Consider the following 13,190-nt stretch of genomic DNA (forward strand, 5'->3'; position numbering starts at 1 on the left):
TTAGTAGCATACCTTATGGCATGTACTGAAATACTTGGTGAAACCAAGACCAAAAATGATTAAACTAGTTTTGGCGGTTGCCAAATGTTGGTAGGCTGACGCTTCAAGTCAGATAAACGAAACCCTGGATATGGTTTTTGAACAACTGCCACTATTGATACAGTAGTGTTTTCTACGGGAAAGTACTGTCCCACAGAGCAACAGGCGCAACTACAAAATGGAGGACAAGATTCTTCATGGAAATGATTGGCATCAGCATGCTCAGTCTGGATACTGGCAGTGTATTGCTGAATAGAAACCATATCCTCCTTATCCTGACAAGGCACAATGCCCAGAAGAATCAGGTAAAATGAAAAAAGGAGGATAATGTGCTTCATTGCAAGCAAATATAATCATTATCTCTATACCAGCAAGGAATGAGTATCAAGTATCAATTCCTGCTCTTTTATTGTCCTCATCTTGATACTTGATACTTAAATCTCGATACTATATACTCGATACTAGATACTTGATACTAGATACTCGATACTTGATACTAAAAAAATCAGTCTATAATATTTTGCGATACTTTCCTTCTACTGGCAGGCTCAGGAGTTTTCATCGGTTCATCTGGATTATAAAAATTTAATCCTGCGTCCCTATACCATTTAAGATGTGTTCTCAAACGGCTTAAAAATTCCTGATCATTTCTTTTTACTGGTAGCGACCAGGCAGCTTCTGCAAGGGACGCAATACGCGGAAACACTAAATAGTCTAACCTCTGCTCGTTCTGAGCGGTTTCTGTCCACAGATTAGCCTGAATACCAAGGATATGCTTCTTATCCTCATTATTCTTCAAGGATTTACTAACGTCGAAATGGTAAACGGAAAGTAAATCATTGACTTTCCCTCCCCATTTCCTGCCATATTGGTGATTGGCATCCTGTATAAAGTCGAAATAAAGGGGTAACCTCGGACAAAGAACTGTTTGATAACCTTTGGCTAAGGCCTGATTTAACTGCTCGGGCTTGTCATGCCTCCACCAGAAAATAATGGTTTTATCAACTGGCAAACCTGCATCAACCATTTCATCCCAGGCCAGCACTTTGCTTTTCATCGCAAATACCGAATCTGCCATGCGTTTCATAAAATATTTTTCTACGGCTAAATCCGAAGCTAAACCAACTCTCCGCTTCAAAGCGGTAATTGCAGTATCTGTTTTCCATTTCTCATTGCCAAAACTCACTTCATCTCCACCTAAATGAATCATATTGGAAGGAAACAGCAATTGGGTCTCATTTAATATATCAGTTAAATATTGATAGGTTTTTTCATAACCCGGGTTAAAGGTAAATTCAGGGTGATCTTTGGATCCTCCTCCAGAATAAGCGGGATAAGCCATATTCGCGGCTGTAGCATGCCCCGGCATATCAATTTCGGGAATAACCGTTATGAAACGAGCTGCTGCGTAAGCGATAATTTCTTTTACATCTTCCTGGCTGTAGTATTGTGCGGGCTGGTTTGCGTCCGTGTAATTTCCAATCCCCCCTATTAAGATTAATTTCGGATATTTCCTAACCTCCAACCGCCATGCTGGTTCATCGGTTAAGTGCCAGTGAAACTGATTCAGTTTGTAAAGGGCCATCCAGTTTAAAAGGGATTTTACCTTTTCTTTACCAAAAAAATGTCGCGACTCGTCTAGCATAAAACCTCTCCAGGCATAAAGCGGTTCATCCTTAATTTCCAGCGCTTGCAAGGCCACTTTTGTTTTATTCCCCTTGCTTCCCTTTAGCAATTGAAGTAAGGTTTGAATCCCATTAAAAACCCCGTTAGCAGTAGCTCCTTCAATAACAACCTGTGTTGAACTAATTGTTAAATGATAGCCTTCATCTGATGTCGCCTTTTTGCCCTTTTTTAAGATCAATACTATGGACGCCTTATTGTCAGTTCCCGCCAAATAATTGATGCCGGATAGCTCAAATAACGATTGGCGCAAATAGTTAGCTTCTTGGGTAAGGTGATCATTAGTGTATACTGTAGCGTAACGGTTGAGTTCAAAATGTCCCTCATTAATCTTCAATTCCTGAGGATAAGGAACTATGGCTGGTAGTTCTTGTGCAGTTAAAATTTTACCCCACAGCAATAGGCAAATTAATAAGATGTTTCTCATTACTTCATTTTCACTTTTAAGGTATAAACTGGCACTTTATTTATCAAGGCATAATCATCTGGCAAGGATACGGTAAGTCCGGTTGCTGTTGTTTTCCAACCCACCTTTTTCTTTGTTCCTAATAATTGTACAGATGCAACATCAACCCCTTTTAAACTTTTGATGTCGAAATCCTTTCTGCTCCAGCTCCTTAACAATACGTATACATAATTATCTTTCGTTGTAAAAAAGAGATCTGCTTCGCGAGATTTAGGTGTGCCGTCATAAATTGCATCTTTCATTTTGCTGTTTTCATCTTTCTTACTGATTGAAGCAGACTCTAACTCATTTCCTTCAGAAGCAATCCGGTATGGACGTGTTCCTGTAATTGCCTCGCCGTTTACCTTCATCCAATCACCAATAGAATCCAATCTCGCTATTGCCCAATTCGGAAAGTTACCATTACCCATTGGACCAACATTGAGTAATAAATTTCCGTTATTGGCTACTACATTAATGAGGTTTCGAACCAATAGTTCCGGAGACTTCCAGGTACTGTCATGTCTGTTATATCCCCATTGCCTACCAATAGTAATACAAGCCTCCCAGCTATTTTTCGAGGCTGCACCAAGGCTCTGCTCTGAAATTCCAAAATCACCATAACCATTTCCAATCCTGCTGTTCACTAAACACTTGGGTTGCAGGCTGCTAATCAAACCTCTTAATTCAGCGCTTTCCTTTTTACTAATTAACTCTGGCGTATCAAACCACATCACTGCAATTGGTCCGTAGTTTTTTAGGAGCTCGGTAACTTGTGGCTTTACCTTCCGCTCGAAATACTTGTTAAATACCTTGGCATCCTCATTGGGGAAATCCCAGGTATTGCTCCTCCCCGCCTTTACAGGCCAATTAGTAGGCACATCCGGGTCTTCCCAATCTCTTCCTAAAGAATAATATAAGCAAAGTTTGATGTCATATTTTTTGCAAGCCTTAGCTAACTCTGCCAAAGGATCCCTTTTAAAAGGGGTAAGCTTATAAATATTATAATCACTTACCTTCGAATTGTACATCGCAAAACCATCATGATGCTTAGAGGTGTAAACAATATACTTCATCCCCGCCGTTTTCGCCTGTTTCACCCAGGTATCTGCATTGAATTGAGAAGGATTAAACTGATCGGCTATTTTAGCGTAAGTTTTCACCGGGATACGCTCATAAAGCATAAAACGCTCATTCCCCTTGTAGGGATGGCCGTTCCAGTCGCCTGCCGTTTGCGCATATAGCCCCCAGTGTAAAAACAATCCAAATTTAGCATCCTTGAACCAGGTCATATCCGGACTGGTAGCAATCTGGGCCCGTAGGCTAACCCCCGTAAACAGGGTTAAAATTAATAAAAGTAAAATAGGTCTTTTTAAAAACATGTGTGTTGATTATGTGGTTGGTTGATTGAAGAAAAAATCACTCCTTATCTCTTCAAAAGTAAGGAGATCGGATACTACCTAGGGGGTGATAATGAAAAAGAAATGGGGGAAAATCGTAAACTTTATGTCTTTCCCGTTTATATAAAATGATCTCCCTGCAAAAAGGAAAACTTATGTGTTCAGAAGTTTGATGCATAGCTTGGTTAGGTATTGAATAACCTAAGTTACATTACAATAACCCAATTCTATTTCGAAAAATATAGACAAACGTTTGTTTTATTATTTGGATGAATAAATAGCCAAAATCGCTGAATAACCTGACGGCCCAGGTGACTTAAAGCTCAAGAAACTAAATTGCTTAATTGTTGAACTGTTTAATTGCTTAACTGAACTCCATACCAAATCGCCGAACATGCTTAGGTGCCTTAGGTGGTTGGAAAAAAATGTTTAATTGTTAAACTATTTAAGTGCTTAACTGCCCCATATTAAACTACTAAGGATCTCTAACTATGGCCGCACATCTATTCCAAATACCAGTCTTAACTTCCCTTAACTTCTTAATGTTTGAAAAAAATCGAATTGCCCATCTCAATACTTGATACTTAAAAAAGTCAGGGGTCGGGTGTCCGGGGTCCGAAGCCAGGGTACATACCAAACCGCCGAACATGCCTAGGTGCCTTAGGTGGTTGGAAAAAAATGTTTAATTGTTGAACTGTTTAATTGCTTAACTGCCCATATTAAACTACTAAGGATCTCTAACTATGGCCGTACATTTATTTCAAATACCAATCTTAACTTCTTAATGTTTGAAAGAAATCGAATTACCCATCTCGATACTTGATACTTGATTCTTGATACTAATATAAAAAGTCAGGGGTCGGGTGTCCGGGGTCCGAAGTCAGGGTGCATACCAAATCGCCAAACATGCCTAGGTGCCTTAGGTAGTTGGAAAAAAATGTTTAATTGCTAAACTGTTTAATTGCTTAATTGCCGCCTGCAAACTGCCTAGTACAAATCAATCTTCGTAATACAAACCATCTTAACTTCCCTTAACTTCTTAATGTTTAAAAAAAATCGAATTCCCCATCTCAATACTCGATACTTGATACTCGATACTTGATACTAACATAAAAACTCCAACCTGAAGCACATTACTGTAAATCTTATCGGGTCAAAACTTCCACTTTCCCACCATCCTTAAATAGTGAATGCGGAACGAAATACCCCTCATTAACCTGGCCATCTACTTTGATCTTATTGATACCCCTACCTTTATTAGGTTTACTAATCGTGATCCATTTTCCGTTACTTGTTCTCCATTTCACCTCATCAAAGAGTGGTGCCGTAACAATATACTCCGGATCAGAAGCAGAAAAAGGATACAATCCCAAAGCACTGAATACATACCAGGCCGACATTTCTCCTGCGTCATCCATCCCAGAAAGGGCAATACCTTCATTTCCTATCCCATATAAGTTATTCAGAATATTATCTATTACCATTTGCGTTTTTTCTGGCTTACCGATAAAGGTGTAGGCAAATGGAGCTTCATGATCAGGTTGATTTCCCTGGCAATACTGTCCAATCATGGTTTCTACATTTCTGGCAATATATTTCGGATTCCAGGGTAGTGTAAAGAGCGAATCCAGCTTAGATTCAAAACCTGCCGACCCGCCATACAAATCGATTAAGCCTTTCATATCATGCGGAGCATAAAACGAAACCTGCCAGGCATTGGCTTCCCTATACATGTATTCATAATATGGATATTCCGGATTGAAGGGCTTAATCCATTCGCCATTCTCTAATCTTCCCCTCATGAACCTCGTGCCAGTGTCGAAAACATTTTTATAATTCTTGGATCTGGCCATTAAAATGCGATAATTTGCGCTATCACCTAATTTTTTGGCAATTTGAGCAAGCGAATAATCATCATAAGCATATTCTAAAGTTTTAGACACGCCTGCTTTGGCTTTCGTTTCCACATGTGGATTTTTTACATCAGGATCAGAAATATACCCCTTCTCAATGTATTCTTTTATGAAAGGACGTGCACCTCCATCTACATTCGCATTTCTCAACAGGATTTTATAAGTGCCCTGAATATCAAAATTATCTATTCCTCTTAAATAAGCCCCGGCAATAGAAGAAGCCCCATGATCACCATGAAAAAATGTTGGGATAAAACCAGTCTTATCGCCTACATCTTTCATAGATTTAATTACATCCAGCGTAACTTCAGGGGTGATGAGGCCTAAAAGTACATCTTTGTTACGATAGGTATCCCAAAGCGACGGCTCTGTGTAATAATTGAAGTTTGCCTTTGATACATTTCTTTTGGCATCAGTATATTCACCATTAACATCACTGCGCAGCGCGGGCCATAAAAAAGACCGGTAGAGGCAGGAATAAAGCATCCCTTTTTGTTTCGCCGTTCCACCCTTTACCTGTATGGCTGAAAGTAAGTTTTCCCACTGTTGTACAGCCTCATGATGAATTTGACCAAAAGTTTTATTTCCAATCTCTTTTTCTAGGTTTTCTTTTGCGTTTTTCATACTCACAAACGATAGCCCGATCTTGAGTTCAACAGGACCTTTGTGCCCATTTTGTAGATGTAGAATCGCAAAACCTTCTCTTTTCTCCCCCTCTTTTTGTTCCAGTTTGGCAATTGCTGTGTTGAGTTCCGCATAGAAATATATTTTCTCCCCTACATTTTGAACACCTTGCACAGCATGATCTCCTACCTGCTCAATACTCCATGAATTCACCCTGTTATTAGCCTTTGCTAAATCGAACAAAATTTGTCTATTGTTATTGTCTTTATAGGTATACTGATGATAGCCACTCCTTAAAGTAGAAGTCAACTTAACATTCACCTGGTAGTCTTCAAGATATACCTGATAAAAACCAGGTGAAGCACTTTCCTTTTGATGAGAAAATTTAGAACCAAACTTTCCTTTCGGGTTAGAAAGTGGAAGTATAGGAATATTGCACAAGTTCCAATGTCCTTTATTGGTATGGGTAAAGCCATAAATTGTATCGTCTTCATATTCGTACCCGGCCCCTGATCCATATTCGGTAATCGGGCTCAACTGTACCATGGCATTCGGCAAAGAACTTCCCGGAAAGGTTAGCCCAGCCCATGATCGCCAGCCTTGGGGCAACTCATATCCCAAAATTTTAGGATCAGTTAAGGGCGCGGTTCCTACAAAGGGATTAACATATTTGGTGTAAACAGCCTTGGTCTGGCTTTTGCCAACACTTCCACCAAAGAGTAAGACAAATAGAATGAAAATTACAGGTTTGATTTGGTTAGTCATCATTAAATCGATTTAGTGTGTAAATCAAATATATAAAATTTGAATCCATGCAGCTATACATTTTGAATTGTAGCCGAAATTTTAGATTGGGCAATCTCATAAATAGAGGTGCCGAATGTCCAAATGGTGATGCTAAAAAGGAATCTTTCTAAACTGGAAACAGATTCTTCTGCGCACTGTTATTCTCTTAGCTTTGCCCCAAACTAACAATATTATATGGCAACAAAACTTACCATTAACAACAATGGTTCTGTAAAAATTGAAGGCGATTTTGAAATCGTAGATAGAAGCGGAAATGAATATGGCTTGCAAGGTAGAACTGTTGTATCTATCTGCAGATGCGGGTTATCTAAAAATAAGCCTTTTTGTGACGGCGCACACAATGGACACTTCGAACATGAAGCAGTAGCTTTTGATCTTCCTCCAAAAAAAGTTTAAATAGGATTGATGTGAATTGCAGGTTGTATGAAAAATAGGGCCTGCAATTTAACAAACGCATAACCCTCAACGCATTTAACCACCTTAGGCACCTAAGAGATCCCAACTCCCCTACTTTTCAAGGAGGGGCTGCGAAAGCCCGTGTCGTGGCGGGGTGGTTTTGGCTCCCAGCCCCGTAATACATAACACGCAACACAATTAACCGCAAAGTACGCCAAGATAAGGCACAGAGCACGCAGAGATAGACTTATATTTTTCTTACATGGCTCATATGGTTCAAAAACTTAAAACTTAAAACGTACTACTTACAACTTCTCAACCACAGAGTACGCCAAGATAAGGCACAAAGCACACAGAGCTGGGCTTATATTTTTCTTACATGGCTTAAATGGTTCAAAATATGCTGCGCGATTTAAGATTCCTAATGTGGTGATACGTTAGTTCACACACCCAAACTTAAAACTTAAAACGTACTACTTACAACTTCTCAACCACAGAGCTCACCAAGAAAAGGCACAAAGCACGCAGAGCTGGGCTTATATTTTTCTTACATGGCTTATATGGTTCAAAATAAGTGCCGTAAGAAGTTGGTCACACACCCAAACTTATAACTTAAAACGTACTACTTACAACTTCTCAACCACAGAGCTCACAAAAGATAGACTACCTTATATTGATGTAGGTTTTTGCTCCCAGCCCCATAACCCACAACTCGCAACCCATAACACAATTTGTCCCCTATCTTGCTACTTGATACTAAAATCTTGATACTATTACACAAAACAATCCTATTTTTATAAGGTTAAACCATAAACAGTAGCTATGAAAACAGAAAACCAATTAGTTACCACACACAATTCAAAAGCTGTGGTGTTAAGTTTTATTCAGGCCTTAAATGCTGAAGATTTTGATTTAGCCAGAATGCAGTTACATGACGACATGAGCTTTAAAGGCGTTATGGGAGAGCGAAATGGTGCAGAGAAGTACATTTCTGATATGCAAAAGATGAAGCTAAAGTACGATATCCAAAAGATCTTTGTCGACAATAACGAGGTATGCCTTTGGTATAATATTATGATGGAAAACAATAATATACTTTCTTGCGGATGGTATAAACTTGAGGATGAAAAAATAAAATCCTTTCAGGTTGTTTTTGACCCGAGGCCGCTTTTAACCTAGCACACTTGCCGCATTTTTTTGATCTGGATTTCCTCCCCAGTGGTCAGCGTAAAAATGAAATCCAGATATTGGTCTGTTTCCTGGATCAATATATCTTCCAGTATACCCGAAATTCCATTGTCAAATTCAGCACTATCGCCAATTTTTAAGGATAAAAGTGTAGATGTTGGTGTATCTTGATTAAACATAATTTTAAATTTATTGAGCAGGTATATTAAGGGTGAAACATGTTTGCTCCTCGCAAGATGAAACACTTAATGTACCTCCATGTGCTTTGGCAATTTCAAAAGAGATATATAAACCTAAGCCAAGCCCTTTTTGGTCTGGCGAAACTTCTCCTCTGGAAAATGGCTGAAATAATCGTTCAATAACCTCTTCAGGTATAGGCTTTCCAGGATTGGAAACCCTCAATACGAAACCATTATGATCACTATCAGCCACAATTTCGATCAATGCCTCTGCCGGACTATATTTAACTGCGTTAGCAAGTAAATTGCCAAAAAGTTGCGCTATGCGTTTACCATCTGCGTAAATGGGATGCTTAAAATCATAATTGGCCATTAACCTCCGCTCTGGAGAGATGATTTGCATTTCCGAAATTACCTGATCTAGAATAGTATCCAGGTTGGAATAATGCGTTCTGGTTAGCGAAATGCCACCCCCCAAACGTCCACTGGCAAAATCAAGCATGTTTTCAATCAGTCCCGTCATTTTGAAGGCACTATCATGAATAATATTAACTAACCTTTGACCTCTGTAATCCAAATCCATTCTGTTCAATAATTGTGAACTATTGGATATCGCATTTACAGGATTTTTTAAATCGTGACCCAATATTGCGATAAATTGTTCCCGTAATTCGGAGGTCTCCTTTTCCAGTTGCAAACGCTCTTCGGATTCCGCAATCTCCTCCATAGCATCCAAATGAAAGGCAATAAGATCTGCAAACATCTTAAACATACCAGTAATGGTTGGATTATTTAGCTTAGCGGGTTTAGGGTCAATGGCACAAAGTGTTCCAAAGAAATCTCCGTTTTTTAAGATAATCGGAATCGAAATATAACTTTGAAAACCATAGGTTAATGGTGTATGGTGATTGGCAAAATGTTCGTCTTCTGCCACGTGGTCAATAACTACAGGCTGGCGATGTTCTCTAATCTCGTTACAGATAGTGGTTTCCAATGTTAATTCGCCACCGGGCACTAAGCCAAAATTAATCTCATCACGTACAGCGCAGGCTATCCACTTCTCAGTAGTTACCCGGGCCACAGCTGCAAAACCCATCCCTGTCGTTTTACAAACAATTTCCAGGATATGCGCAACAGCAGGTATTCTGCTTATGGTCTCTATATCAGATTTAATATCTACTCGTGTATTCAACAACTTTGTCTGGAATAATTTTGTTAGCAATTTACTAAATTTAAGAATCAAATAAAACAAACAGCATATAGCTTAAAGTTGTTTTACACTGTGTAATATTTTTTGCGCAAAGAAGATCAACTCATTTAACCACCTAAGACTACTAGGAAGACAAAGTTTTGCACCTGCTTATTCCCTATCAAAATAAGTCACATGATTTGAGCGGTAAAAAGTTAATCGCCTTGCCCCGTAACTCACAACACATAACCCACAACCCATTTAAATTCCGTATTTCCGTAGCAAATTACCACAAAACAAACGCTAACAAAAAAGCCGTGGCTTTCACCACGGCTCATCAAAATATCTGATTATGCTTTCAACAAAGCAGGCTTCTCCTGGTAAGTTTTCCAAAGCAACTCACCAAATAAGGTATTCGACCAGGCAAACCAGGCCCTGGTAAACTTGTCCGGATTGTCTTTATTGAAAGATTCGTGCATAAAACCTTTCCCCGCATGCGTTTTTCTAAGCATTTCAATACAGGTTTTAATTTCAGCATCATCCTTAGAAGTTAAAGCCCTCATGGTGATACTCATTGGCCAAATCATGTCTTGTCCGGCGTGTGGTCCACCAATACCTTCAGCTGCTGTTCCTTTAAAGAAATATGGGTTATCCAGAGAAAGGGCAAATTTACGCGTATTTTGATAGATAGGGTCATCAACACTCATGGCACCAAGATAAGGTAAGCTCAATAAGCTCGGCACGTTAGAGTCATCCATTAAATAAGAACTGCCAAAACCATCCACCTCAAAGGCATAGATTTTTCCATATTTCGGATGATTAACAACCGCATATTGCTGAAGCGCTTTTTGAACCTCATCGGCCAAATTCAATAAACTGCTTTCCAATGCACTATCACCTTGTAAAGCTTTGATCATTTCTGCAGCTTGTTTTAAACTGGATACTGCGAAAAAGTTAGAAGGAACCAGGAAAGGGAAAATGGTAGCATCATCACTCGGACGGAAAGCCGAGCAGATTAACCCAACCGGATTTACCGGAAAACCATAACCAGCCATGGGTAAACTATCTGTAGGGAATTGCGTTTCACGCTGGAAGTGGTAAGGGCCTTTATCTGCCTTGCGCTGCTGTGCCTTAAACGTAGCTAAGGTAGCCACAATTGCCTTTTTCCATTCTGCATCGAACGGTGATTTATCACCTGTCTTTTTCCAATAGTTGTAAGCTAAACGAATGGGATAACATAACGAATCAATTTCCCATTTGCGCTCGTGCACACCCGGCTGCATATCCGTTTTATCTGTTTTCCACTCTCCTACTTTATTCGGGTCGTTATAAAATGCATTGGCATAAGGATCTTTTAAAATACACTTCGTTTGGTGATTGATAACCCCTGCAATTAATTTTTTAAGCGGCTCATCCTCATTTACAAATTGAAGATATGGCCAAACCTGGGCAGAACTGTCGCGCAACCACATGGCATCAATATCGCCGGTAATAACATAGGTATCAGGACGGCCATTTTTATCTGAGTAGTAAACCGTTGTATCCAAAGTATTGGGGAAGCAGTTTTCAAACAACCAGTTCAATTCAGGATTTTTTACCTTTGCTTGAAAGGTTTTAATCGCCGAATCTACGGCCTTACTTTTAAAATGCCTTTTACCGGCCTCCACCCTTACCACTGGAAAGTCTGGAGCCAGGTTTGCCGCAAAAGAAAATTTTGATGCAACAAGACCAGCGCCAAGTAAACCAGTGTTCTGGATAAATGTTCTTCTTTTCATTATGTATGTATTTAGGTTTTCTCTCCTTATGTAACTAATTATAACTAAATTGCAATTTCTTCATTAATCTGTTCCCCTTTACACATCAGATTAATTATTAGCCAAACCTCGATAATGATAGCGTTCTTGTACACAATATCTGGTTAGCACTAAGCAAATATTATTAAAATATATTGAACATCAAAATTCAAAAAGGCAATATCCTCATTCCTAAATCGATTTTCCTTTAATAATATAGCCCAGTATTCCCATCAACTACCCTTTCCGAAACATCAAACACAAATCTCCTGCTTAAAAGCTTATATTTGTTACAGCAACAACGTTAATAACCAAACTTAAACCTAAGCGATATGGCTACTCTCGAAACCCTATCTGCTCCAAAGCGCATTAATTCTATTGATATGTTACGGGGTTTAGTCATGATCATTATGGCGCTCGATCATACTCGTGATTTTTTTCACATCCAGGCCATGACTGGCGATCCTTTAAATCCCGAGACTACTACTGGAATTTTATTCTTTACCAGGTGGATAACTCATTTCTGTGCCCCAATATTTGTTTTTCTTTCGGGATTATCTGCTTATTTAGCTGCGCAACGCAGAACACCAGCAGAAGCCAGTGCTTTTCTTATTAAAAGAGGCCTATGGCTGGTATTGATTGAATTAGCAGTTATCACCCTTGGATTAACCTTTAACCCTTTTTATAATTTCCTTATCTTACAGGTGATTTGGGCCATTGGCTGGAGTATGGTTCTTTTGGGATTGGCTATCCGCCTTTCTTACCAAACAATTTTAATTATTGGTTTAATTTTGGTTTTGGGGCACGATATTCTGAATTACTTCCCTGCACCACAATCCCAACCGCTGGGCATCCTAACTAAAATACTATTCACAGCCTTTGGTACTGTTGTTCCATTGTCCAACACCCATTTAGTCGGAATATTTTATGCCATCTTACCCTGGACAGGTATCATGTTTATAGGCTATGCCGTAGCGGCCTGGTATAGAAAAGCTTATGAGCCAGAAAGAAGAAAAAGAAACCTAATTTTAATTGGGTATCTAAGTATCGTGTTGTTTATCGCACTGCGGTTAATTAACATCTATGGTGATCCTGCCCCCAGAATAGAATACCATGATCAATTTAAAAACCTACTTTCCTTTTTTAATGTAAGTAAATATCCTCCTTCTTTACAATATACCTGCATGACTTTAGGTCCGGCATTTTTGTTCCTGGCCTATACAGAGAAAATCAGCCATTCATGGAGTAAAGTCATCTCTATATACGGTGCAGTCCCATTCTTTTATTATGTATTACACTTTTATCTGCTACATACGCTACTCATCTTGCTATTCTTTATAACAGGATATTCCAGCAAAGATATCGTGCAAATCCCGTTTTGGTTCCGCCCGGCTAGTTTTGGATTTAACTTACCTGTGGTATATCTGATCTGGTTGGCTGTAGTAGCCTCACTGTATTTTCCTTGCAAGTGGTTTAAAAAGTATAAAGAAAAACACCAACAATGGTGGCTGAGTTATGTTTAAACCTGTAGTAA

10 protein-coding genes are annotated in these 13,190 nt (G+C 39.2%); 3 read left to right on the forward strand and 7 right to left on the reverse strand.

Annotated features, from left to right (window positions below):
* Positions 1-59: 59 nt before the first annotated feature.
* The 4 genes from BMX11_RS03445 to BMX11_RS03460 form a co-directional block, all read right to left on the reverse strand.
* Entirely contained in the window at positions 60-377 is a 318-nt protein-coding gene (locus BMX11_RS03445) for a DUF6660 family protein (protein ID WP_090881464.1), read from the reverse strand.
* Between the two features lie 167 nt (positions 378-544).
* On the reverse strand, positions 545-2,149 hold the full coding sequence (locus BMX11_RS03450; protein ID WP_090881466.1) for a beta-N-acetylhexosaminidase: 1,605 nt from the start codon (positions 2,147-2,149) through the stop codon (positions 545-547).
* Entirely contained in the window at positions 2,149-3,549 is a 1,401-nt protein-coding gene (locus BMX11_RS03455) for an alpha-L-fucosidase (RefSeq protein WP_090881468.1), read from the reverse strand. Before BMX11_RS03455 ends, BMX11_RS03450 begins: the two co-directional genes overlap by 1 nt.
* Positions 3,550-4,712: 1,163 nt before the next feature.
* On the reverse strand, positions 4,713-6,872 hold the full coding sequence (locus BMX11_RS03460; RefSeq protein ID WP_245738567.1) for a GH92 family glycosyl hydrolase: 2,160 nt from the start codon (positions 6,870-6,872) through the stop codon (positions 4,713-4,715).
* Between the two features lie 213 nt (positions 6,873-7,085).
* Here BMX11_RS03460 and BMX11_RS03465 point away from each other — a divergent pair, with 213 nt between their 5' ends.
* Together BMX11_RS03465 and BMX11_RS03470 are read left to right on the forward strand one after the other, a co-directional pair.
* Positions 7,086-7,307, forward strand: a complete 222-nt coding sequence (locus BMX11_RS03465; protein ID WP_090881471.1) for a CDGSH iron-sulfur domain-containing protein — start codon at positions 7,086-7,088, stop codon at positions 7,305-7,307.
* Positions 7,308-8,129: 822 nt separating this feature from the next.
* The gene (locus tag BMX11_RS03470; RefSeq protein ID WP_090881473.1) at positions 8,130-8,486 is read left to right on the forward strand and encodes a nuclear transport factor 2 family protein; all 357 of its coding nucleotides are present in this window, start codon (positions 8,130-8,132) and stop codon (positions 8,484-8,486) included.
* Here the strand turns inward: BMX11_RS03470 and BMX11_RS03475 are convergent.
* The 3 genes from BMX11_RS03475 to BMX11_RS03485 form a co-directional block, all read right to left on the reverse strand.
* Positions 8,483-8,674: a hypothetical protein gene (locus BMX11_RS03475; protein WP_090881475.1), complete on the reverse strand. Its 192-nt coding sequence runs from the start codon at positions 8,672-8,674 to the stop codon at positions 8,483-8,485. The two genes, BMX11_RS03470 and BMX11_RS03475, sit on opposite strands and share 4 nt — an antisense overlap.
* A gap of 10 nt (positions 8,675-8,684) precedes the next feature.
* A complete protein-coding gene (locus BMX11_RS03480; protein ID WP_245738568.1) occupies positions 8,685-9,869 on the reverse strand; it encodes a GAF domain-containing sensor histidine kinase in 1,185 nt (394 codons plus the stop codon).
* 344 nt (positions 9,870-10,213) lie between these two features.
* Positions 10,214-11,638, reverse strand: a complete 1,425-nt coding sequence (locus tag BMX11_RS03485) for a glycoside hydrolase family 125 protein (protein WP_090881479.1) — start codon at positions 11,636-11,638, stop codon at positions 10,214-10,216.
* Positions 11,639-11,988: 350 nt separating this feature from the next.
* On the opposite strand from BMX11_RS03485, the gene BMX11_RS03490 reads away from it, so the two are divergent.
* On the forward strand, positions 11,989-13,179 hold the full coding sequence (locus BMX11_RS03490; protein WP_090881481.1) for an acetyltransferase domain-containing protein: 1,191 nt from the start codon (positions 11,989-11,991) through the stop codon (positions 13,177-13,179).
* The last annotated feature ends 11 nt before the right edge of the window (positions 13,180-13,190 follow it).

Origin of the sequence: Pedobacter rhizosphaerae (assembly GCF_900111155.1) — a bacterium.
Taxonomy (GTDB): Bacteria; Bacteroidota; Bacteroidia; order Sphingobacteriales; family Sphingobacteriaceae; genus Pedobacter; species Pedobacter rhizosphaerae.